General features: G+C 58.6%; 25 protein-coding genes and 1 tRNA gene. 8 read left to right on the plus strand and 18 right to left on the minus strand.

The genetic code is table 11. The features are described 5' to 3' along the window. Positions 1-187: 187 nt before the first annotated feature. Positions 188-502, minus strand: coding sequence for a DUF1272 domain-containing protein (locus ACFWW4_RS12645; RefSeq protein ID WP_411891187.1), 315 nt, complete (start codon positions 500-502; stop codon positions 188-190). Next, complete coding sequence (locus ACFWW4_RS12650) at positions 502-1,365, minus strand: N-formylglutamate amidohydrolase (protein WP_411891188.1); 864 nt, start codon at positions 1,363-1,365, stop codon at positions 502-504. The genes ACFWW4_RS12645 and ACFWW4_RS12650 overlap by 1 nt, the downstream gene beginning before the upstream one ends. Before the next feature lie 150 nt (positions 1,366-1,515). Here ACFWW4_RS12650 and ACFWW4_RS12655 point away from each other — a divergent pair. Further along, positions 1,516-1,590: transfer RNA gene (locus ACFWW4_RS12655), tRNA-Val, on the plus strand. A 76-nt stretch (positions 1,591-1,666) separates the two neighbouring features. Then, positions 1,667-1,792 (plus strand): type B 50S ribosomal protein L36, encoded by a 126-nt coding sequence (ykgO, locus tag ACFWW4_RS12660; protein ID WP_393925786.1) that lies wholly within the window; start codon positions 1,667-1,669, stop codon positions 1,790-1,792. Between the two features lie 118 nt (positions 1,793-1,910). Here ykgO and ACFWW4_RS12665 read toward each other — a convergent pair whose 3' ends face one another. Together ACFWW4_RS12665 and ACFWW4_RS12670 are read right to left on the minus strand one after the other, a co-directional pair. Beyond that, complete coding sequence (locus tag ACFWW4_RS12665; RefSeq protein ID WP_411891189.1) at positions 1,911-2,630, minus strand: transporter substrate-binding domain-containing protein; 720 nt, start codon at positions 2,628-2,630, stop codon at positions 1,911-1,913. Further along, positions 2,627-2,992, minus strand: a complete 366-nt coding sequence (locus ACFWW4_RS12670; RefSeq protein ID WP_411891190.1) for a MerR family transcriptional regulator — start codon at positions 2,990-2,992, stop codon at positions 2,627-2,629. Before ACFWW4_RS12670 ends, ACFWW4_RS12665 begins: the two co-directional genes overlap by 4 nt. Positions 2,993-3,227: 235 nt before the next feature. Between ACFWW4_RS12670 and ACFWW4_RS12675 the strand changes: the two genes are divergently transcribed. Further along, on the plus strand, positions 3,228-4,430 hold the full coding sequence (locus tag ACFWW4_RS12675; RefSeq protein ID WP_411891191.1) for a PPC domain-containing protein: 1,203 nt from the start codon (positions 3,228-3,230) through the stop codon (positions 4,428-4,430). Between the two features lie 67 nt (positions 4,431-4,497). Here the strand turns inward: ACFWW4_RS12675 and ACFWW4_RS12680 are convergent, their stop codons facing one another. After that, complete coding sequence (locus ACFWW4_RS12680) at positions 4,498-5,193, minus strand: hypothetical protein (protein WP_411891192.1); 696 nt, start codon at positions 5,191-5,193, stop codon at positions 4,498-4,500. A 228-nt stretch (positions 5,194-5,421) separates the two neighbouring features. Between ACFWW4_RS12680 and pncB the strand changes: the two genes are divergently transcribed. After that, positions 5,422-6,714 carry a nicotinate phosphoribosyltransferase gene (pncB, locus tag ACFWW4_RS12685; protein WP_411891364.1) on the plus strand — a complete coding sequence of 431 codons (1,293 nt, stop codon included), beginning with the start codon at positions 5,422-5,424 and terminating at the stop codon, positions 6,712-6,714. On the opposite strand, the gene ACFWW4_RS12690 is transcribed toward pncB, so the two are convergent. From ACFWW4_RS12690 to ACFWW4_RS12740, 11 genes are all read right to left on the minus strand, one after another. Then, positions 6,711-7,907 (minus strand): hypothetical protein, encoded by a 1,197-nt coding sequence (locus ACFWW4_RS12690; RefSeq protein WP_411891193.1) that lies wholly within the window; start codon positions 7,905-7,907, stop codon positions 6,711-6,713. The genes pncB and ACFWW4_RS12690 overlap by 4 nt on opposite strands. A 442-nt stretch (positions 7,908-8,349) precedes the next feature. After that, complete coding sequence (locus ACFWW4_RS12695; RefSeq protein ID WP_411891194.1) at positions 8,350-8,637, minus strand: type II toxin-antitoxin system RelE/ParE family toxin; 288 nt, start codon at positions 8,635-8,637, stop codon at positions 8,350-8,352. Then, a complete protein-coding gene (locus tag ACFWW4_RS12700) occupies positions 8,634-8,897 on the minus strand; it encodes a type II toxin-antitoxin system ParD family antitoxin (RefSeq protein ID WP_411891195.1) in 264 nt (87 codons plus the stop codon). Before ACFWW4_RS12700 ends, ACFWW4_RS12695 begins: the two co-directional genes overlap by 4 nt. 160 nt (positions 8,898-9,057) lie before the next feature. Then, complete coding sequence (locus ACFWW4_RS12705) at positions 9,058-9,894, minus strand: NAD-dependent epimerase/dehydratase family protein (RefSeq protein WP_411891196.1); 837 nt, start codon at positions 9,892-9,894, stop codon at positions 9,058-9,060. Continuing rightward, the gene (locus ACFWW4_RS12710) at positions 9,891-10,655 is read right to left on the minus strand and encodes an HpcH/HpaI aldolase family protein (protein ID WP_411891197.1); all 765 of its coding nucleotides are present in this window, start codon (positions 10,653-10,655) and stop codon (positions 9,891-9,893) included. Before ACFWW4_RS12710 ends, ACFWW4_RS12705 begins: the two co-directional genes overlap by 4 nt. Continuing rightward, positions 10,655-11,860, minus strand: a complete 1,206-nt coding sequence (locus tag ACFWW4_RS12715; protein ID WP_411891198.1) for an NAD(P)/FAD-dependent oxidoreductase — start codon at positions 11,858-11,860, stop codon at positions 10,655-10,657. The genes ACFWW4_RS12710 and ACFWW4_RS12715 overlap by 1 nt, the downstream gene beginning before the upstream one ends. Further along, on the minus strand, positions 11,860-13,563 hold the full coding sequence (locus ACFWW4_RS12720; protein WP_411891199.1) for a hydantoinase B/oxoprolinase family protein: 1,704 nt from the start codon (positions 13,561-13,563) through the stop codon (positions 11,860-11,862). The genes ACFWW4_RS12715 and ACFWW4_RS12720 overlap by 1 nt, the downstream gene beginning before the upstream one ends. A 4-nt stretch (positions 13,564-13,567) precedes the next feature. After that, positions 13,568-15,646: a hydantoinase/oxoprolinase family protein gene (locus ACFWW4_RS12725; RefSeq protein WP_411891200.1), complete on the minus strand. Its 2,079-nt coding sequence runs from the start codon at positions 15,644-15,646 to the stop codon at positions 13,568-13,570. Positions 15,647-15,736: 90 nt separating this feature from the next. Further along, entirely contained in the window at positions 15,737-16,651 is a 915-nt protein-coding gene (locus tag ACFWW4_RS12730; RefSeq protein ID WP_411891201.1) for a LysR family transcriptional regulator, read from the minus strand. Then, a complete protein-coding gene (locus ACFWW4_RS12735) occupies positions 16,648-17,139 on the minus strand; it encodes an N-acetyltransferase family protein (RefSeq protein WP_411891202.1) in 492 nt (163 codons plus the stop codon). Before ACFWW4_RS12735 ends, ACFWW4_RS12730 begins: the two co-directional genes overlap by 4 nt. Beyond that, on the minus strand, positions 17,136-17,726 hold the full coding sequence (locus ACFWW4_RS12740) for an HD domain-containing protein (RefSeq protein WP_411891203.1): 591 nt from the start codon (positions 17,724-17,726) through the stop codon (positions 17,136-17,138). Before ACFWW4_RS12740 ends, ACFWW4_RS12735 begins: the two co-directional genes overlap by 4 nt. Before the next feature lie 111 nt (positions 17,727-17,837). On the opposite strand from ACFWW4_RS12740, the gene ahcY reads away from it, so the two are divergent. Next, entirely contained in the window at positions 17,838-19,223 is a 1,386-nt protein-coding gene (gene ahcY / locus ACFWW4_RS12745; protein WP_393925759.1) for an adenosylhomocysteinase, read from the plus strand. A gap of 6 nt (positions 19,224-19,229) precedes the next feature. Then, on the plus strand, positions 19,230-20,012 hold the full coding sequence (locus tag ACFWW4_RS12750) for an extensin family protein (RefSeq protein ID WP_411891204.1): 783 nt from the start codon (positions 19,230-19,232) through the stop codon (positions 20,010-20,012). Positions 20,013-20,067: 55 nt separating this feature from the next. On the opposite strand, the gene ACFWW4_RS12755 is transcribed toward ACFWW4_RS12750, so the two are convergent. Then, the gene (locus ACFWW4_RS12755; protein WP_411891205.1) at positions 20,068-20,595 is read right to left on the minus strand and encodes an outer membrane protein; all 528 of its coding nucleotides are present in this window, start codon (positions 20,593-20,595) and stop codon (positions 20,068-20,070) included. A 245-nt stretch (positions 20,596-20,840) separates the two neighbouring features. On the opposite strand from ACFWW4_RS12755, the gene ACFWW4_RS12760 reads away from it, so the two are divergent. Next, on the plus strand, positions 20,841-21,182 hold the full coding sequence (locus tag ACFWW4_RS12760; RefSeq protein ID WP_393925753.1) for a DUF2853 family protein: 342 nt from the start codon (positions 20,841-20,843) through the stop codon (positions 21,180-21,182). A 245-nt stretch (positions 21,183-21,427) separates the two neighbouring features. Here ACFWW4_RS12760 and ACFWW4_RS12765 read toward each other — a convergent pair whose 3' ends face one another. Beyond that, entirely contained in the window at positions 21,428-21,823 is a 396-nt protein-coding gene (locus tag ACFWW4_RS12765) for a DUF1761 domain-containing protein (protein WP_411891206.1), read from the minus strand. 223 nt (positions 21,824-22,046) lie between these two features. Between ACFWW4_RS12765 and ACFWW4_RS12770 the strand changes: the two genes are divergently transcribed. Next, positions 22,047-22,964, plus strand: a complete 918-nt coding sequence (locus tag ACFWW4_RS12770; protein ID WP_411891207.1) for a hypothetical protein — start codon at positions 22,047-22,049, stop codon at positions 22,962-22,964. Positions 22,965-23,002: the final 38 nt, after the last annotated feature.

Here is a 23,002-nt window from a genome sequence, read left to right on the forward strand (position 1 = left end):
CGCCACTGTCGATGATCTGGCCACATACGATCCAAGCGCCCAACACCGCAGAAGCCTCCCAAACTCAGATAGTTTCCACACAGCCTCTCCGCAAAAGAGACTTTGGTACTGAGATTTACTTTGTGGCTCTCCCTTCTTTGCCGGTGGTCTATCATGGTTTCACCATTGATCCGGGGATATCCGCGTTTCACCGCTGTTGCGGGCTTGTGCCTTTCAGCCGCTCGACGAGTTCTGCGACCTGTGTTGCTGTCCAGCGCGAGTGGACCCGTTCTTTGCTGGCCGGGTTGTGCCCAAGCCCGAGGGTCAGGCCAGCGCGATGCGCCCCTTTGGGCCGGATCGGGCGCGGGGCAAAGCCGCCGCCGCAGGTGGGGCAGACATTGTGCAGGACGGTTTCGACGCAACGGGCGCAATAGGTGCATTCATAGCTGCAGATGCGCGCCTCTGTCGCGTCGGGCGGCAGGTCCTTGTCGCACCATTCGCAATTGGGGCGCAGTTCGAGCATTATTCGGCTGCGACCCTTTGTGTGTCATCGCGCCCGATCTCGGTCAGTTCGGCGATGACGCCGTTCAGCACCGCCCGGAATGGTTCGAAATCCGCATTTGGCTCCAGCGTGCGTTCGTTCATGTAAAGCGCGCGGTCAATCTCGATCTGGATGGCGTGTTGCTGGCGCGAGGGGCGGCCATAATGTTGGGCGATGAAGGCCCCAGCGAAGGGCATGTTGCGCGCAACCCGCAGGCCCGCGCTGGCGAAGGCTGCCTCGATCCGTTCCACGACTGACGCGGCGGCCGTCGCCCCGAACCGGTCCCCCAGCACGATATCAGGGCGGGCAGCACCGGGAGGGCCGACATTTTCTAGCGCCTCATGCGGCATGGAATGGCAGTCGATCAGGATCGCCTCGCCAAACTGATTGGCGCTTTCGTCCAGCAGGGTTTGCAGTTGGTCATGATAGGGACGCCAGCATTTCGCGATGCGCTGATGCGCCTCGGCCAGGGTCAGCTTGCCGCGATAGATCTGGCGGCCATTGGCCACGACCCGTGGGATCACCCCCAGACCGCTGGCGATGCGCGGATTATGGGCCGACCGGCGCACCCCTTCGATCAGGGCCGCGTCCAGTTCATCGGGCCCCCGGTTCAGGTCCAGATAGGCGCGCGGCGCGCAGGCGGTCAGCAGGGGCGCGCCATATTCCGGTGCGCTTTCGAACAACTGATCGACAAACGCATCCTCTGACGACCGGATCTCGCTGGCGTCCAGGACGATCTGGCGCAGAAATGACGCAGGGTAGTCGCGCCCGCTATGCGGTGAGGCGAAAACGACGCTGGTGGTGCGTGACGCTGGACGGGCAAGATGATAGGCTTGTTTCAGCAAAGACTGCTCCTTCTGCACCCTAGATAGCCTGTTTTCGGAAATTTCCAAAAGGCCTTGATCCCCCTGACGACTCCTTTTATAGACCGAGCGACTGACGTGGGGTGCCCCGCGTCCTATTTCGTTATAGGGCGGGGCTGACACATTGGACATGGATGATTAGCTCAGCGGTAGAGCACTTCGTTGACATCGAAGGGGTCACTGGTTCGATCCCAGTATCGTCCACCATGATATTCGCTGGCCCTTTCGGGCCGAACTGTAACCCAAGGCGCAATCCGCGCGCCGCGACATGAAGGAACGGACCATGAAGGTACGCAACTCCCTCCGCTCGCTCAAGCAGCGCCATCGCGATTGCCGCGTCGTGCGCCGCAAGGGCCGCGTCTATGTGATCAACAAGACGCAAGGCCGGTTCAAAGCCCGTCAGGGCTGAACCTGCCAGCAGCAGAAAAATGAAAAGGGTCGTGCCGGTGGCGCGGCCCTTTTTCTTTGGGCGAGAATGGCATGAACTGACGATACCGCCATGGCCCACGCCATTTCTGATATTCGCCTTAAGGCATCGGGCGGCAGACCAAATCCACCTCTGCGTCTGAGAAGCCAAATTCTGCAACCATCTGCCGGTGTGTATCTGTTCCGAGGAAATCACCAAGAACGGCGTTTATGTCCCGCAACAGCGCGGTGTCGCCCAATGAGAACGCGAAAGAGCCGAATGCAGGTGGCTTTTCGTCAGGGTCAACCAACACCATCTCGACAGCCCAATCAGGGTTTTGATTGATGAAGCCGCCATGCGCCCTGCCGACACTTGCGTAGGCGTCCGTAATACCGTCACGCACTGTGCGGGCGGCTTGCGTGTAGGTATCGAAGACAACAATGCGGCTTTCCGGAACGCCACCAGCGACGGCGGACCGGTGTTGAATTTGATCACGTATGACAGCCAGTCGAGCTGTCAAATGCGCGGCGATTGAACGGTAGCCGCTAAGTTTCAGCGGATTGCCTGCCTGCACAAGCAGCCCGTCTGGCAGCGCCCAGATCGGACGGCTGAATTGCGCAGTTCGTTGGCGTTCATGCGTGCTGAACAGGCCCGTGGTCATACGCCAAAGACCCCTGTTGAGACCGGGAAGCAGCTCAGCAAACTCGGTCTCGACCGGTTCGAACGCCGAAACCCCGAGTTCGCGGCAAACATGACGCGCCAATTCAACGTCGGGCCCTGTGACGTGACCATTTGCATCCACATAGTTGAAGGGCGGTTCGATCAGATACCCGAATTTCACCTCCCCTCCCCTTCTTCGCCAAGACCATAGCTGGCGATTTTGATGGCGAGGATGCTTTCGCATTTCTCCAGGACCGCACGTTTGGCTTTCAATGCATTGGCGTGGTCTGAAAGGATTTTCCGACGTTCGGCGATCCCGGCGTCGCCCGACTTTGCGAGTGTTGTAAAACGCCGCATCAGCCTTAAAGGCATTCCGGTCTCGCGCAGCCAATAAAGGAGTGTCAGCCACTCGATATCACGCGGCCCGAAGCGACGGTGCCCGTCTTGCCCACGTTCGATGTCCGGCAACATGCCTGATTTCTCGTAGAACCGGATTGTATGTGCCGACAGCCCGCAAGCGTCGGCAGCCTCTGCAATTCTCATGCTGGCTTTGCTCCTTTGGTCCCTCGATAGCGGATTAGAGTAACTCCAAGTCAATGCAGATTTGAAATATGCGCGCATTGATAGGGTTCGGCACACTATCCCAAGTCGCTCAGACGCATCGGTCGACACAAAGCCAGAGAATTCTGATGCCGGGACCGGTTAAGTCTGGTCAAGGTGCCGCCTGATTGCATAGCATGCCCGCAATCAGAACAAGACTGACAAAGGACAATTTTGAATGCCATTCCCAAAAACAAGATCAGCCGCTCTGGCCGTTGCCATGCTTGGCCTTGCCGCACCCGCCCTTGCCCAGGATGACCTGTGTGGCGGCTCTGGTGCGGGTGGCCAATGGATCGGCGGTGATGAGGCCGCCTCGGACATCGCCACTGCGGGCAGTTACCAGGAGCAGATGGCGCTGGTGCTGGGGGGCAATGAATATGTCTCTCTCTTCTCGCTCAGCGAAGGGGCCGATGTGCGGGTCGAGGCCGCAGGGCGCGGTGCTGGCGACCCGATCATTGACCTGTTGGACAGCACCGGCGGGGTGATCCTGTCGGATGACGATTCCGGTGGCAACGCGGCATCGCGTGCGGAAACCTATCTGGATGCGGGCACCTATTGCATGTCGGTTCGGAGCTATGATGGCGGACCGATGACCGCCTTTGTCCGTATCGGGCGGATGGATCAGGAGCCGCTGACCGACGGCATCATCGAAACCACGGGAGGTGGCGCAAGCGGTAGCTGTGACGAGGCCGTGCCGATGGGTGGGATCGGGTCCGTGGTCACCGCGTCCTCCAGCGAAACGCCTTACTGGAGCTTTACGCTGGACGCCCCGACCGCTGTCAGCATCACAGCCGAAAATGAAGATGCCGACCCGGTGCTGACCCTTTTTGGCCCGGGTGAGGAATATCTGGATGAGAATGACGATTATGATGGGCTGAATTCGCGACTGGATATGTCGGATCCGCTGTCGCCCGGCACCTATTGTATTGCGCTGGAATCCCTGTCGGATGACAGCGCCCCAATCACCGTCAGCCTGACGGCGTTTGACCCCGAAGCCGCCGCACTGGCGCTTTACAACCGGGGTGAGGCCGCACCCCCACTGGATGGCAGCATCCCTGTCACCGATCTGGGCCTTCTGGAAACCCGGGCGCGGCAGGACGTGCAGGCCAGCACCGACGTGACCTGGTTCTCGTTCAATGTGGAAGAACCCGGTCTGGTTCTGGTCGAGGCCATCGCGGCAGGCGACAGCGACCCGTGGCTGGTGGTCTATGACGATCTGGGCCGCGAGGTTGGCCAGAACGATGATTACGGCAATGGGCTGGACAGTCTGGTGACGGCAAAGGTCGAACGGGGGAACACTTATATCGTTGGTGTGCGCCAGTATGACGGCGGCCAGGGCCTCGTCCGGCTGGTCATGGAACGCTACGTGCGGGCGCAATAGGCACGTCCGCGTGTCAAAAACCTGCACCCCGGTCAGGGGTGCAGGTCACGGGTATCGCAGCCCCTCACTAAGGCTCGCGATCAAGCCCGGAGAAATTCCCGATCACCAGTTCGTCGGTGGTGCTGCCGGCAAAAGCACCAACGATCCCCGAATTGAAACTGCTTCTGCTGTTGCCAAAGACCTGCCCCTGTAGTTCAGCATCGATCCCGGCAAAGGTCGCACTGCCCGACATGGCACCATCGGATGACAACACCCCCTGCATGGCAAAGATAGGCGCACCGCTGTCGCCATCGGTCCCGGTGCCGACAAAATCCAGATTGTCAAAATCGACATCCACCGACAGTGACCCGCTCACCTCATCGACCTGGCCCGCCGAAAAGACGCCATTATCGTCAATACCGATCCCGGTCACATGATCAAGAAATACCCCGCCCCGATAATTCACAGTACCGGCGGTCGGGATGTCACCGACAATCGACTCGGTCGATGGTCCGAATACCGCAAGACCGACCACCTCTTGCGTGCCGGGTAATTGCCCGAAATTGCGCGCGGCGGTCCCGGCTGAAAACGCATGGACCGTGCGGTTGGTTGTTCCCTCGACCACACCCAGCGCGTTCGTCTGCGCAAAGGCATCGGTGATGCCGGTGGTTGTGCCGATGGTCGTTGTGATGACCTGATCTGTGCTGACATCCGGCTGCGGTCCGCTTGTCCCGCCGCAGGCGGCAAGCGACGCCAGACCGGCAAGGGCGGTCAATCTGATCATTGAAAAATGCATTCCTGTATCCTCTCGTTGGATGATGGACAGGCATCAAAGACCCGCCGCGCGTGTGTCCCTTTGATGCAGGGATCGACAGGTCTACGCGGCAGGCCGCCATCCTATTCTCGCCGGTGCGGATTTTTTTGAGGATGCAAGGCGTACCGCAATCATGGGACACCCTTGCCAGCCGCCCCATCCCTTGCTCTAACCGCTGAAAGCCCGGGGGAACTGATCATGGTCGATATCGCCACACGTGTCTGGAACCACAAATGGAAGATCGACCCGATCGTCCGGTCGCTCATCGACACCGATTTCTACAAACTGCTGATGTGCCAGTCGGTGTTCCGCAACCACCCGGACACGCAAGTCACCTTTTCCCTCATCAACCGGACCAAAACGATCCGGCTCGCCGATCTGGTGGACGAGGGGGAACTGCGCGAACAGCTTGACCATATCCGCTCGCTCCGGCTGACGCGCGGGGAATCCACCTGGCTGCGGGGCAACACCTTCTACGGCAAACGGCAGATGTTCACCCCCGCCTTCATGGAATGGTTCGAAAACCTGGCTCTGCCCCCCTACCATCTTGAGAAAAAGGACGGGCAGTTTGAACTGACCTTCGAAGGGACCTGGCCCGAGGTCATGCTGTGGGAAATCCCTGCCCTCGCGGTGATCATGGAACTGCGCAGCCGGGCGGTGCTCAAGGACATGGGGAAATTCGAACTGCAGGTGCTCTATGCACGCGCCATGACGAAACTCTGGGAAAAGGTCGAACATCTGCAACCGATCAGCGACCTGCGCGTCGCCGATTTCGGGACACGGCGGCGGCATTCCTACCTCTGGCAGGACTGGTGCGTGCAGGCGATGATGGAAGGGCTGGGGCGGAACTTCACCGGCACCTCCAACTGCCGGATCGCCATGATGCGCGAGATCGAGGCGATCGGAACCAACGCCCACGAACTGCCCATGGTCTACGCAGCCCTTGCGGACACGGACGAAGCCCTGCGGCAGGCGCCCTATGACGTGCTCGCCGACTGGCACGAGGAACATGACGGCAACCTGCGGATCATCCTGCCCGACACCTACGGGACCAAGGGGTTTCTGGACGGGGCGCCGGAATGGCTGGCCGGCTGGACCGGGATCAGGGTGGACAGCGGGGACCCGGCAGAGGGGGCGGAACGTGCCATCGCCTGGTGGAAGGCGCAAGGCGAGGATCCGCGCGAAAAGCTGGTCATCTTCTCCGACGGGCTGGACGTAGACAAGATCATCGAACTGCACACGCAATTCGCAGGAAGGGTGCGGGTGTCGTTCGGCTGGGGGACCATGCTGACCAACGACTTCAAAGGGCTGGTGGACGGCGACGCGCTCGCCCCCTTCTCACTGGTCTGCAAGGCGGTCGCGGCCAACGGGCAGCCGACAGTGAAACTGAGCGACAACCCCAACAAAGCCATGGGGCCAGAGGACGAGATCGCCCGGTACAAACGGGTGTTCGGGGTTGGGGAGCAGGTGGAGATGGAGGTTGTGGTTTAGATCACAAACTCAGCAATCTTTTCTCCATTCTTGAATAGTGAAAGCGGGCCGTCTTCGGACACCTTTATTGCTAACCCGAAGTAAGATGCCACTTGTGCTGCTTGGGTCCTGCCTCCACCCTCGTAGCGAATTGTTTTGTCGGTGGCTAAATCTAAGATGTCACCGCTAGAAACAACTTCACCGTCCATAGACACTGTTGTCATGCCGTCTGATGTTAAAATACCAAAGGCCGCGCCGCTCGAAACTATGTCGCTGATCTTTCGTTGTTCGTTCACTTTGAAAATGTGTGTACTCAAATCTGACTTATCGATCTTTCCAATAAAACTAGGGATATTACTGCCCGACAGTACAAGAACTAACGTTCCAAACCTTAAATCTGAACAAACCATGAGAGCCGACAAAAGAGCTTCAGTCTCGCCGTCACTCAAGTACGTTTCTGACTTCAGGATATCGTAAATCATATCCATGTCTACAATCTTCCATGATAGCTTGGACCACCGATACATGGCCTTACCTTTGGAATAGATAACTACATCCGCGTTTCTCCCTACGAATGCGGAGAACATTCTTCCATTTGTGGTATCTAGGATCCCATTCACATGTCGAAACATTGCTCGATCATACAAAGAAAAGTCACCTGGTCTTTTGACTGTGGCAATTCCGTATATCCGTCGGTGATTATCGACGATATAAAATGAGTTTCTACCATCTACGTATCGATGTGAAATAGTACTGCTGAAAAATCCCGGCTCCAAATGAACGTTCCCGTCGAAACGCTCAACCTGAAAACCAGCTTTTTCAATTTGTTCAAAGTGTTCTTGTGGTTGAGAATAAAAGATAAAGCCCGAGTTGCATCGTGACCCTTCATAACTTTGCAATGCCAAGCCTTGTAATTCGCTTAACAACAGAGCCGGAGTATAGATTCCGGTGGATGTCGGGCCAGCGAGACTGTGGGCAACCAGCATTCCACCAAGGGAATACCTCATGGAGTAGCGATTGATGTTGTTTTGAAGTGTCGCACTTAGGTTCTCTTGGTTTACTTCACGAGAGTTTATGAGTGCGGGGCCGATCTTTCGAAACGACATAAACGGCAGCCATTCCTTCTTTGAAATGGGTGGCGCAGTCCTAGTCACTTCAAGAGCAGAGTATTGACTATCTTCGAAAAACCATATGACAAATCCTTTACCTTTCATTCTGAACGAACCACAGGTGGCCCGGTCCGATTTAAATTTAGCACTTGGAAACTGTCTTGAGAACGCGTCTATGGATTGAAAGAAAAACCATTCCGTTTTCGCGCCTGAGACAAGATCTCGTACCACTTGATGTACAGATTCATGTCTGTGATTATGAGCTGGCAACTGAGTTTTCTCCAATACTGAAGGACAATAATAAGATAGTATTACAGCATTCAAATCCCATCCAATCAACCCGCCCTGGCAATGCTTTGAACTCCGGTGCTTTCGTCTGGGTAAACTGAATCGTATTGCTACAAGCCACCAACATCCATCCGCCGATGCAGCAAGCGTAGAGTTCGCGTTTATGCGCACCACACATCATCAACCATGGTGCGCGGAATCCGCACACCCTACGGGCTCACAAAACACCCGTAAGGCGGGGTTCTCTGCCGCCGCACCGCTACAGTCGCTGCACATCCATGCTCTGGTGAAGCACCCTTACGACCGTTACCGCCTCATCATCCTCGCGGAAGAACACCACATGGCGTCCGGTCAATATGCGCCGCAGGCCCGGGCCAGCCTCTTCGGCTGACCGCGACGCTACCTCACCGGCTGCGATCCCCAGTACCTGCGCCTCCAGTTTAGCGTCATATGCAACGGCCTGCGCATGGCCCCAGTGTTCTTCCGTGTAATCCCAAATATCAGCAATGTCGTTGATTGCGGCGCGGGCATACGCAAGCCGCTTCACTCAGCCACTTTCTGTTTGGCCTCATAAGCCGCACGCTTCTGCGCACGAAATTCGTCCCAGTCAAAGTCATCCGCAATGCCGCTTGCATCGCCTTCGTCGATCAAGGCCCGCAACCGCTCCAGCTTGGCCTCGCGCTCTTCCAACAACCGCAGCCCCGCGCGCACCACATCGCTGGCAGAGTTATAACGTCCGGTCTCAACGCGGCTTTCAATAAAACCCATAAAGTGATCCCCGAGGGAAACGGACGTGTTGCGTGGCATGATTGACCTCACTGTACCAAGATTAGGTACAATGTAGATTGGACTTTACCCCATCACAACCCCTCCAAACCTGACCAAAGCGTTAACGCACCCTCACCCAACCGCCCGTTGGGGTCCGACGCTTTGCCGACGCAAGTCCGACGCAAATCCGACAGCGGTTTTACGTCTTTTTCCGGTCATCCACGACGTTCATCCCCGCCAGCCCGCTTTGCCCCAGATCGACCGATGCAAACGGTCCCCCGTGACACATATGGCCGGGGTCCCGGGGGTCCAGCGCGCCTGTCTCCGCCAGCACCTTTTCCGCATACACCTCCGCGTTGTCCTGCGGCCGGTACCCCAGGAAACTGGCCTTGCTGTTATCCACCGGACACCGGTCATTATTGGACACCCCGTAGATCACCGAAAACCCGGTCACAGGCGTGTCTACCGCCCGCTGCACCAGCTGCACTAAGTCATTGTAAGACAAGTAAGAACCAAGCGCGCGGGCGTTGTTGACCTGGGCGCAGGACAGGATGCGCAGATGCACCGATTCCAGCCCCCGTTTCTCCCAATACATGCGCCCCAGATCCTCGGTAAAACACTTCGCCAGCCCATAGAATGTGTCGGGCCGGTGGGGCACTTCGGTGTCGATGCATTCATTCTTCGGATACATGCCCACGGTGTGAATCGAACTGGCATAAACCACCCGCCGCGCCCCGGTTTTACAGGCCGCCTCCCACACATTATAAGACCCGATGAAATTTGGCCCCAGCAACTGTTCAAACGGCCCCTCATCCACAAAGGCTCCGAAATGTATAACCATTTCAGCACCTTGGATGATCGCCGCCATGTCATCCATACTGGCCAGATCACCCTGCGCATAGGTCTCACCCGGATAAAGCGTGCCGATATCATCCACGATATCGGTCGACACCAGTTCATCGCACATCGCCGTCAGCGGCTCGCGCAGATAGGATCCCAGCCGCCCGGCGGCCCCTGTGAGGACGATTTTCTTCATGTTATGTCTCCCTTGATCTTGGCCAGCAGCGTATCCGCCGCGCGGGCCAGTAAAACAGTGTCGATCCCGCAGGCCACAAAGCTGAAACCGTTATTCAGCAGGTCGGTCGCGAAATCCGGGTCAGTGACCAATGTGCCCACCGGAATACCCTTTGCGATCAACCGCTTGGCCGCAGGTTTGATCAGCGCCCAGACATCCGGATGCAACGGCTGCCCCAACAGCCCGATATCGGCGGCAATGTCGGCAGGCCCAAAGAATATCCCGCTGACGCCATCGACCGCCGCGATGTCTTCAGCCTGCGCAATGGCCGCCGCACTTTCGAGCTGCAGCAGCACGGTCGTTTCCGCCTCCACCCGGTCCAGATAATCCGGCACCCGCCCAAACCTGTTGGCCCGCGTCGCCCCGGACACGCCACGTATCCCGTTGGGCGGATAGCGTGTGGCCGCGACGGCCTGTTCCGCCTCTGCCACCGATCCGATCATCGGGAAAAGCAGCCCCTGCACCCCGAGGTCCATCAGTCGTTTGACGACGACCGGATTGTTCCATTCGGGCCGCACGATGGTGGTGGTCTTGGTCGATGAGAACGCCTGCAACTGACCCAATACGGTCATGTAGTCGTTGGGCGTATGTTCCATGTCGATCAGCGCCCAGTCGAACCCGGCATAGGCGACCGTTTCGGCGGCAAAGGGGCTGCAAAGGCTGATCCAGAGGCCCAGTTGCCGTTCACCAGCCTTCAGCCCCTGTTCGAAGTGATTGTCCATCAGATCACGGCCCTTTCAAGAATGGGCGAGTTGGTCATGATCCGTTCAAAATGGAAAGGCCGCAGATCAAGGCTGCGGTATGCGCCATAGGTCAGCATCTCGGCCGTGCCGCGCCCCATGGCGGGGGATTGCTGCAGCCCGTGACCGGAAAAACCGTTGAGGAAGAAGAAATTGGTGACCTCCGGATGTGGGCCTGCAATCGCGTTGTGGTCGAACACATTGTAGGCGTAGTGGCCCGCCCATTCGGATTGCACCCTGATCGCCTCGAACTGTGGAATGCGCGTCGCCAGTACCGGCCAGACATGATTTTCCCACAGGCTATGATCCATGGCAAAATCGTCATAGGCCACAGCCGGATCGATGTCGGAATGCCCACCCGCCTGATAGGTGCCGCCGCCGTTTTCGCGCACATGCACGCCAGACGGGTCGATCGTTAGCGGCAGGTCCTGATCAAGCGGTTTTTCCGCCGAGAATACCCAAGAGTAGCGCTTGCGCGGCTCGACCGGAATCTCGACCCCGATCATCCGGCTGGTTTCAACTGCGCGCGGCCCGGAGGCGTTGACGACCTGACCGCAAGCAATAACCTCGCCCGATTTCAGGATCACGCTTTCCACGCGGGTGCCAGCAGCGTTCCGGTTCATCGCAATGACTTCGTTATGGATGTATTCCATGCCTCGTTCGCGGGACTGGCGGCGCCACCAGTCAAAAACGGCGCCGCCGTCCCAATACCCTTCGTCGACCCGATTGATCGAGCCGAGCACGATGTCATCAACGTTGTAGAACGGATAGGTGGCCTTGATCTGGTCTGCCGTCATCAGTTCGGTGGCAGCCCCGGCGGCGTGCTGCACCTTGATATTCTCGCGCAGGACATTGGCGAACTCTTCGGTATCGGCCAGATACATATAGCCGAAGGACCGGATGGACAGTTCCGGCACCCGGTCGTCGCCTCCCATATAGGTCCGCAAGTTTTTCACGAAATCGGCGGCGAATTGGGAGATCCGTACGTTCAATTCTTCCGAGAATTGTTGGCGCATGCAGCTGTTGGTGTGGGTGGTCGACGCGAATTGGTAGGTCGGGTCCCGTTCCACCACCAGAACCCGCCCATCGAAATCGGGGTTTTCTGTCAGAAACCACGCCGTGGATGCACCCATGATCCCGCCACCCACGATGATCACGTCATAGCTATCGTGTTTCGGCGCTGGCATCAGATGGCCTCCTCCTTGGCAACGGCAGCCTGCACGGCGGCAATTTCATCCGCGCTGAGCCCGTAATCATCGGCGGCAGTCTGGGCCGAGATATAGCCACGCGCAAGGTCGCGCCTGATCAGGTCTTTGGGCCGTTCGGACGGGTTGCCGTAGCCTGCCCCGCCGGGCAGCCCCAGCAGCACGCGCCGACCGTGGGGGACGAACTGTTTGCCCTTGCCTTGCATCGCGGTCCCGTCATCCTGCGCGATGGTTGTCGGCGCGCCGGGTTGCCCGCCACGCCGCCCCCGCGCCGGATGATGCACCCGGTCGAACATCGCCTGCATGTCGAACTCATGGCCCTCCCGCGAGCCCACCTCCATATATTGCCCCAGCCCGCCGCGCCGTTTGCCAGCGCCACCGCTGTCAGGCCTGAGTTCCTTGCGCCAGATGATGACAGGGCCTGCATGTTCGGTCGCTTCAACCGGCATGGTCATGACGCCAGAGGGGAAGGCCGTGGCGTTCAGCCCGTCATGCTTCGGGCGCGCGCCGGAGCCGCCGGAATTGAAGGTCAGCACCTCAGCCCGGCGTGCATTGGTAGGGGCTGGTGCATCGGTGCGGGGGCGCAGGCTGACCTGAAAATTGCACAGGCACCCGGCACCTTCGGCGGGTACGACACCCGGCAGGATCTTGTCGAGCGCGTCAAAGACCGTATCCGGCACGAAATGCCCGACGATGTGCCGCAGTGCGACCGGGGCAGGATGCAGCGCATGTACGATGGTGTTTTCGGGTGCAACAACTTCAAACGGCGCAAGGCTGGCGGCGTTATTGGGGATTTCCGGCGCGATAGCCACTTTCAGGGCATAGCAAGCATAGGCCTTTGTATAGACCAGCGGGCAGTTGATGCCCTTCTTATCGACACCCGATGTCCCGGCGAAATCGGTGATAATCCTGTCGGCCTCGATTGTCAGTTTGACCTTCAGCGTGATCGGCGCGCTGAACCCGTCCACCGTCATCTCGCCCGTCGCCGTCTCGCGCGGCAAGGCGGCGATCCGCTCCAGCGTCGCGCGGCGCGAATTGTCGAGGATGAAACCGGCGATCCCGTCCAGATCATCCAGCCCGAACTCCTCCATCATATCAATCAGGCGCCGATGGCCAATATCGTTGCTGGTGGCCAGCGCGTAGATGTCGCCGATCAGCTGATCCGGTTCGCGGACATTGCCCCGGATGATCCGGACCAGCGTTTCATCGACCTCGCCACCGGCGGCGAATTTCATGATGGGGATATAAAGCCCCTCTTCATAGACACTCGCAGCATCCGCCCCAAAACCGCGCCCGCCTATATCGACCACATGAGCGGTACAGGCAAAGAAGCCGACGAGTAGTCCGTTATGAAAGGACGGGGTGACCATTGTGATGTCATGCAGGTGGCCTGTCCCTTCCCAAGGGTCGTTGGTAATATAGACATCGCCCGCCATGATATTCTGCCGCCCGATCCGCCGGATGAAATGGGAAACGGCATCGGCCATGGCATTCACATGGCCGGGGGTGCCAGTGACCGCCTGGGCCAGCATGCGGCCATGGGTGTCGTAAACCCCGGCGGACAGATCCCCAGCCTCGCGCACTGAGGTGGAAAAGGCGGTGCGCACCAGCGCCTGCGCCTGTTCTTCGACCACCGAGATCAGCCGGTTCCACATGACCTGATAGGCGACATCGGAATGGGTCATCGGTTCAGCCTTTCACAGTGATGTCGATACAGCCATCCGGCTGGCGGATGGCACGGCGCGAGATCGGGATGATGATCGTCGTCTCATCCTCGGTGATAGCGGCAGGGCCTTCGGCCGTGGCCCCGGCCTCCATAGCATCGCGCTGGATGATTGCAGCGTTTTGGTAGAGGCCCAGCGCAGGGTCAAAGATTTGGCGGTGGCTGGTGACCGGCGCGCTGCCCGTGGTTCGGCTCACCGCGATGGGCGCGACCGCCTCGGGCGGCGTGGTCGCGTTGACAGCCCAGACGGTGATTTCGATATCGAGGCCAGCGACGGTGCGGCTGAAAAGCTTGGTATATTCTTCCTCGAACAACCGCTGGAATGTGGCCGCGTCGGGGTTCATTGCCTGCGCTTCGGTCAGGGTGATAGGGATTTCCCAACCCTGGCCGGTATAGCGCATGTAGACCTTGAATTCGCTCAGGATATCAGCCTTTGCATCGCAATTGCGCACGAACCCTGTTGCTTCGGATTGCAGGTCGGTCAGAAGGGTCTTGATCTGCTCACCATCAAAATCCGACAGACGCATATAGACGGACCTGTTCGCCTCAAAACTGAAGGGCGCGCGCAGAAAACCAATGGCAGAGCCGACCCCGGCACCGGGCGGCACCAGCAGACGATCAACGCCAAGTTTCTCGCACAACCGCCCGGCATGCAGCGGCGCTGCGCCGCCAAAGGCGATCATGGTGTAATCCGACAGGTCTTCGCCGTTTTCGACCGCGTGGACGCGGGCGGCGTTGGCCATGTTTTCATCCACGACCTCGGCCAGTCCAAAGGCGGATGTGGCGGCGTCCATGTCCAGAATGTCCCCCAGATGCGTGGTCAGTGCAGCCTCAGAAATACCCTCTGATAGGGTAATACTGCCGCCCGCAAAATTATCCGGGTCCAGCTTGCCCAGCACCAGATCGGCGTCCGTCACAGCGGGCCTGTCGCCTCCGCGCCCATAGCAGGCAGGCCCGGGTTCGGACCCCGCACTTTCCGGCCCCACCCGTATCTGGCGCATCGCATCCACATGGGCGAGCGAGCCGCCACCGGCCCCGATTTCAACCATGTCGATCACCGGGATCGAAATCGGCATGCCCGACCCTTTCTTGAAGCGATAGGTGCGCGCAACCTCGAACACGCGGGATGTCTTGGGCGTCTGGTTCTTGATCAGGCAGATTTTGGCGGTGGTGCCGCCCATATCGAAGGACAGCACCTTGTCCAGCCCATAGCGGGCGGCAATATGGGCCGCGAAAACGGCACCACCTGCAGGGCCGGATTCAACCAGCCGCACAGGAAATTCCGCCGCACTTTCGATGGAGATGATCCCGCCACCGGAATGCATCAGAAAGATATTGCAAGCGGCCCCTTCATCGCGCAACCGCCCCGCCAGCCGCCCCAGATAGGATTTCATCAGCGGCTTGATATAGGCGTTGGCGACGGTGGTATTGAACCGTTCGTATTCGCGCATCTGTGGGGACACTTCGCAGGAGATCGACACCATCGCGTCCGGCATCCTGTCGGCCAGCACATCGCGCACCAGCCGTTCATGGGCGTCGTTCAGATAGGAATGGATCAGACCAACCGCGACGCTTTCATACCCCGCCACAGCGATCTGATCGACCACCGCCTCGACAGCGGCGCGGGACAGCGGCACCAGTTCTGCACCCGTCGCATCAATGCGGCCTGGCACAGTGTAACGCATCTGGCGCGGCAGCAGCGGTTCGGGCAGCTCAAGGTTCAGGTCATATTGCTCAAATCGGCTTTCGGTGCGCATTTCGATCACGTCACGAAAGCCTTCGGTCGTGATCAGCGCCGTCTTCGCCCCGCGCCGTTCAATAAGGGCGTTGGTGGCCAGCGTCGTGCCGTGAATGATCTGGCTGATCTGATCGGGTCCGATCCCGGCCTTGCCACAAACCTGATGCATCCCGTCGATGATGGCGTTTTCGGGGGCTGCATAGGTCGTCAGCACCTTGGTCGAAAACGACGCTGCACCGGTTTCCAGCACGACATCGGTAAAGGTCCCCCCGATATCTACGCCAAGCCGCACCGCATTCGCTGTCATGTCCGATCATCCCCTTTCACTCGGTCCAGTTTTGACCGGTCCGACAGATAGCTGCAAATTATTATTATTGATCAGAGTGATCGCTTATTTTTATCCTCTGGCCTTCTGATAATCCGCCAGCGCATCAATCGCCAGTGCCGCGCAACGCGCCACATATGGCGCGACCCGTTCCGCCTGATAGCGTGCGGCGAACCGCAGCGGTGATGGGTGCCAATCGACATCCGCCACCTGCAACGATCCTTCCGCGATCTCGTTTTCCACCAATGCCAGCGGCAACAAGGCCACACCCATATCGTCCTGCGCCATCTGAACACAGGACGCCATGCTGTTTGAGGGCGCGATGCGCGCCATTGACAGGCCGTTGGCGGCAGCATGGTCGGTCAATTCCTGATAAGCCTGCGTGTGCCGGGCATGGGTCAGGACGCTGTGCGGCAACAGATCCGCGACCACAGGGCAATCCGGCAATCCCGACAGGATTGCCTTGGTGCCAACCCAGACATAGGGAAAATCACCCAGTTCGACGACCCCGCTGGCGGGCGACGCAAAGGGCGCCGTCTGCACGGTCAGGTCCAGCGCGCGACCGCTGAGTTCCTTGTCCAGATTGCGCGACAGATCGACCGTAAGTTCGACAGTGACGCCGGGATAGGCCGATTTCAGGGCGCGCAGATAGGCGTGCAGCCATGTGCAGGCGACCAGTTCGGTCACGCCCAGCCGCAACCGGTCGGCGATCAGGTCAGGGCGGTCGACAACCGTGACCAGTTGTTCGGCCTGACGCAGTGTTTCGCGCGCGGCTGCCAGTATCTCGCGCCCTTTGTCGGTCAGACGGACAGCCCCTGCATCGCGCTGCATCAGGACAACGCCCAGCGTTTCCTCCAACCCCGCGATGCGGGATGAAATATTCGGCTGGGTCGTGTTCAGATGTGCGGCGGCTTTGCGGAAACTGCCAAGGTCGGCGACCCAGACCAGCGCCTCCAACTGTTTGAGGGTGAAGGCGTGCCCGATCATAGATCGTAGCGCTTGCGCACCCGGTCTACGACAGTGCCGTCGCGCAGCGGGATCGCAACAAGGCGGTCGTAATCCACAAACCCCAGCCCGCTGTAATAACGCAGACCGGGCACGTTGTCGGCGCGGATCGTGGCGTCGATGGTTTTGACACCTGCCTTGATGGCCACCGCTTTTGTGGCCGCAAACAGGTGTTGTCCCACACCCTTGCCCGCCGCAGACGACGCAACAAAGCTGGCAATGATGGCCCAACCTTCTGGCATTGGATCGTCTGGATCGTCGGCCCAGGCCAGGTACTGAAAGCCAAGCACGGCCCCATCCAGTTCAGCAACCTGAGACGAAACAAGGCCGGACCGAGCGATACAGTGGTGCAGCATACGGTCGGTATCAAAGGGGGTTTGATACGCCGTCGGGCCACCCATCGCGATGATCTCATTCAGGAGATCGGTCATTTGGGCAGCATCGGCGGCAGTTGCATCGCGAATGATCATAAGGCCTCCATCAGGGTCTGGTGCAGTTTCGTGAAATCGTCCCGCACCTCGGTCGGGGCGCGCAGGCGAATGGTCAGGCTTTCAGTCAGGGCGGGGTCCTGTTTGCCAAAGAATTTATCCGCCTCGGCGCGGGTGAACCCGGCGATCTGCACGGCCTCCAACCAGGCCGACAATTTGTCGGCCCGCTTGATCTGGCGTTTCACCGTTGCGGGGATCTGGGCAGGCAAGCCAAAGCGCAGATGGATCGCCGCCGTCAGCCGATCATCCAGCGCGCCATAACCGGGGCCGACCGCGGCCTTGACCGGGCTGATCATGTCACCGATCACGTATTCGGGCGCGTCGTGCAGCAGGGCGGCCAACTGCCATTTGACCGGCGCGTTCGGTTGCTGACGACGAAAGATATCGACCACCAGCAGGGAATGTTCGGCGACGGAATAGGCAAAATCACCCTTGGTCTGCCCGTTCCAGCGGGCGACAAAGGCAAGGCCATGGGCGATATCCGCAATCTCAATATCCACCGGGGTCGGGTCCAGCAGGTCCAACCGGCGCCCCGAAAGCATGCGTTGCCACGCGCGTGGTTGTTTCATTGTCGGACCGCCTTAAGACTATCTAGAACATTCCAATTAATACGAGGCATCGGATTGTAGCAAGCGGGGCGCGATGCTATGGCAGCGCCGACCCACTCAGGAGAATGAAACATGTCGCAAGACTATATCGTCAAAGACATCAACCTTGCCGCTTTTGGCCGCAAAGAGCTTGATATCGCTGAAACCGAAATGCCCGGCCTGATGGCGCTGCGCGAGGAATATGGTGAGAAGAAACCGTTGAAGGGCGCGCGCATTGTCGGCTCGCTGCATATGACGATCCAGACGGCCGTTCTGATTGAAACACTGGTGGCCCTTGGCGCGGATGTGCGGTGGGCCTCTTGCAACATCTTTTCCACGCAGGACCACGCGGCGGCAGCGATTGCGGCAGGCGGCACGCCGGTCTTTGCGATCAAGGGTCAGACACTGGAAGAACACTGGGATTACCTTGATAAATCCTTCCTGTTCCCTGAAGGCGCCAACATGATCCTGGATGATGGCGGTGACGCGACCCTTTACGTTCTGCTGGGTGCCCGTATCGAGGCAGGTGAGGAATTTGGCGTGCCAACCTCGGAAGAGGAAGAGGTCATTCAGGCCCAGATCAAGAAACGGATGGCCGCAAGCCCCGGCTGGTTCACCAAAACCCGCGATGCGATCAAGGGCGTGTCAGAAGAAACGACGACTGGTGTTCATCGCCTCTATGACCTGCACAAGAAAGGCCAACTGCCTTTCCCCGCGATCAACGTCAATGACAGCGTGACGAAGTCCAAGTTCGACAACAAATATGGCTGCAAGGAATCGCTGGTTGACGGGATCCGCCGCGCCACCGACACGATGATGGCCGGCAAGGTCGCCGTGGTTTGCGGTTACGGCGATGTGGGCAAAGGGTCTGCCGCGTCGCTGGCCGGGGCCGGTGCCCGCGTGAAGGTGACCGAGGTCGACCCGATCTGTGCATTGCAGGCCGCCATGGACGGGTTTGAGGTTGTGCTGTTGGAAGATGAGTTGGCGAGCGCTGACATCTTCATCACCACCACTGGCAACAAGGACGTGATCCGGATCGAGCATATGCGCGAGATGAAGGATATGGCGATCGTCGGCAATATCGGCCATTTCGACAATGAAATACAGGTCGCCGCCCTGAAGAACCACAAATGGACCAACATCAAGGAACAGGTGGACATGATCGAGATGCCGTCCGGCAATCGTCTGATCCTGCTGTCCGAGGGCCGTTTGCTGAATCTCGGCAACGCGACCGGTCATCCTTCATTTGTCATGTCAGCGTCTTTCACCAATCAGGTCCTGGCGCAGATGGAGTTGTGGAACAATGGCGGTGAATACGAAAACCAGGTCTACATCCTGCCCAAGCATCTGGACGAAAAGGTCGCGCGCCTGCACCTGAAGCGGATCGGCGTGAAGCTGACCGAACTAAAGAAAGAGCAGGCCGATTATATCGGTGTCACTGTCGACGGGCCGTTCAAGCCCGAACACTACCGCTACTGATCGGCGATGCGGCACGCCAAACGTCAGGCAATGGCGCAGGACGCCGCAAAGAAAGACGAAGATCGCAAATCCCGTGGCCGTCCCCTTTTGCGGGGGGCGGTCACTTTGGTTTTTCTGGGGCTCATGGGGTTTGGCGGCTGGCAGGCGTTGATGCATCCCGACACACCACTGCCAGAGGCGTGGAACCCGACCAAACCCTTGCGCATCAGTGATCCGGTGACACCCCTGACGGGGTGGAAGCTGAACCGCACGGCGGCCGTTGGCGCGGCCTGCCTGGCAGCACTCGATGGGCACGCAGCCCTGCAATCTATGGCTGACCTTGAGGCGACCAGCCAATGCCATATCCGCGACCGCATTGATCTGCGCGGTGTCGGTCAGGCCCGCCTTGCCGGCGTCGAAACCCGCTGCGCTATCGCCCTGCGCATGGCGATGTGGGAACGGCACAGCCTGCAACCCGCCGCGCGGAACTTGCTGGGCACCGACCTGACCGGGATCGACCATTTCGGCAGCTATAGCTGCCGGGCCATGCGGACGGGTGCAGGCCCGTCATCGCGGATGAGCACACATGCCACCGCAGACGCCATCGACATCGCGGGATTCCGGTTTGCCGATGGGCGGTCCGTGCGTCTGTTATCGGGATGGGATGGGGACAGTGCCGAAGCCGCATTTCTGCGCGCCGCCCGTGACGGGGCCTGCGACTGGTTTAATCTGACGCTGTCGCCTGATTACAACCGGCTGCATGCCGATCATTTTCACCTGCAATCGACGGGTTGGGGGTTGTGCCGGTAACCAGGTGATGGCGCGGGATATCCGGCCCGCGCCATCAGGGAATGCGGCAGTAACTCTAGAAGTTAAAGCCCACGCGCGCCTTGATCGTGGTGACACCCACATCAAGATCGCTGTCGTTATAATCTTCGAACTGGTGCTGCAGCAGTTCTGCACCAACGAAGATGTTTTCGGACACGGGGAAGTCATACCCGAGGCCGAATAGATAGCCATTGTCGTCGCCCAGACCCGGGGATGTCGCCGCAACAAAACCGGCAACGCCATAAGCCAGACCACCGCCCAGTTCGGTGCCGATGCGGCCTTTCAGACGTGTGGTTGAATCAACCTCCTGCGCACCATCGGCGATTTCGTAGTCGGTGGTGTCATAATCAATCTCTGCCCCATAGACGAGGCCACCATTGGACACGTTGAAGCCCGCAAAGATACCAACCGATGTGCCGTCGCCTTCCAACTCTGCGGCGCCATCGACATCAATATCGGCAGAACCAAGCTGCACACCGACATAGCCGCCATCCCAGCTTTGCGCCGTTGCCGCGATGGGTGCGGTCGCGATCAGAGCAGCCAGCAAGTATTTGTTCATAGTCATTACCATTTCCTTTATTGTGGTGACCTACGGTTTACGGCGTGCTTCACGGACTGGATCATTCACGGATGCGTGCTTTACGGTCATCCGTTCATCCTCGGTTCATCCCGGACCGTTGCAAGGCGGATCATTGCCGCTTATCCGGTTTTTTCTTTACGAATTGTGATCTGTCCCTTTAACGTGCGGCCATCGCCGCCACTCCAAGGCGTCGTGCAATCCTGCAAAAACAATGACTGGGGACAAATCCAATGGGTAAAAGAGACGATTTAATCGCAAAGTATGCTGATGACCTGAAGAATAAATGCGGCATGACGCCAGATATGGATCTGCTGACAAAGGTCACCATCGGATGCGGCCCAGCGATTTACAATGCAGACGCCTCGACCGTTGCCGCAAGCCAGCCCGCTGAGATTGAAACCGTCAAAAACAACTTTCTGATCAAGAAGCTTGGCCTGAAAGACGGCCCCGAACTCGACTCGGCCATTGACGCGGTTCTTGATACATATGGCAAATCCGAGCGGAACAAGTACCGCGCGGTTGTCTATTACATGCTGACCAAGCATTTCAAGAAAGAGGCCGTTTACGGCTGATTAAGGTCAGGAATAGACCACGAACGCCTGCCGGTCCGGCGGGCGTTCTGCGTTTTGTTCCCTCATCTTTCAGTTTTTTTGACTCGATTTTTCAGGTCAATTCATTTGCTTGAATTAGGCTTTTTCGGTTAGACCCAATACACGGCCAGAATGGTCCGGACCTAGAGATTCAGTTGCGTGTGGTGGCTTAGGAGCACGCGGGGTGAAAAGAGGGTCCGACCTATGTCCGGACCCTCTTTTTTTTATCAAAACAGCTTCAGGATCGTGCCGCAGATCGCCCCGGTGGCCACCGCATATCCGCTGTCGATGATGGCCAGTTTCCACGGGCGGTTCGAATAGCCGGTGTTCAGGAAAATCCATGGCGCGATGAAAAACAGACCGATGCCCAGCCCGGACACCAACCCTTTGCCCGCCGTGTCGATCCCCGACAGCGCAAAACTGTGCCGCATCATGCCCGCCACCAGCAGGATGCAGATGAACGACACGATGTAAGGCGTCGGGTTGCTGGCGTTCAGCGGCTTGCCATCCTCGCCCAATGGCACGCCCGACGCCTCCATCCACGGTTTCGAAAGCGCTCCGTAATAGAACGCCCCAAAAGCGAAACTCGCCACTGTCGCCACCAAAACTGCCAGAAATCCCATTTGTCCCCTCCATCCTTGGTGGGGCAAAGTATGACCTGACAGAATGTCGCAGGCCAGGGCTTTGTGCAGAGCACATCACAGGAATTCCTGTCCGCAATTCAAAAAATCACCATCTGCAAGAATAGAACCCTTCGCTGCTGCGTAGATCGCACAGGGCTCGCGTTCACCACCCGGATACACGCGGTCTACCAGAGGTCAACGCAGATTTCGAAAAGGAGAAATTATGAAACACTCTCGCATTGGTACATTCTTGATTGTCACGACACTTTGCGCACAAACCGCGCAGGCGGACGAGTTGCGTCTGAGGGGCGGGATCACCGCGACGCTGGACAGCGAATACACATATGCCACCATTAACGATACCACCGATCAAATCACTACCGATTACGGCACCGGCGGCATGGTCGCGCTGAACTACATGATCGATGATCTTTATGGCGGCGTCGGTCTTGATCTGGGTCTGCAGTTCAGCACCGTATCAGGTGGCGATCTATTCGCGCCGGATGGTTGCGATGCCCAGACCTTCCTCGGGCTCATTTCAGACTGTCAGGACAGCGCAGAGGTCGACAACCGCACAAGCTTTGCCGATATCCACGCGTTGGCCAGTTATTCGCTCGGGTCGGGCCAGACACAGCTTTTGGCCGGCGTATCGGCTTTGGGGTTCCGCAATGAACTCAATTCAGAGCATCTGTTTCCCGGCGGGTTCGAAAACTTCGTTGATCGCGACACGGAGTTTCGTGGCCTCGGCGTCAAACTCGGCGCACGGCACCAGATCGCCCTGCCCCGCGATCTGACGTTCAACATCGAAGGTTTTGTCGGTCAGTATCGCGGCGACCGTGAGATGACGATCACCGATCTGGAAACGGATGTCGGGGAATTCAATCAGCTTCAGGAAGAAACATTCGAAGACAAGATCGACGTGACCACCATCGAAATCACTCCCTCAATCCTGATGCCCGCCGCTTGGGCCGGTGACGGCGCGTCGATGGAATTCGGCATCAGCTACAGGCTGTTTCAGGGCGTCGTCGATACCCGCAACGTCGTGGCGCACGGGGAATTCGATGCCTTCGAAGCGGGTCGTGAAAACGACGACATTGCGACGACCTCGCTCTTTGCCGGTCTGACTATCCCGCTTTACTGATCGTGACACACCGGGCCGGTCATCAACTGGCCCGGTTG

The organism is Yoonia sp. SDW83-1, from assembly GCF_046762885.1.
Taxonomy (GTDB): domain Bacteria; phylum Pseudomonadota; class Alphaproteobacteria; order Rhodobacterales; family Rhodobacteraceae; genus Yoonia.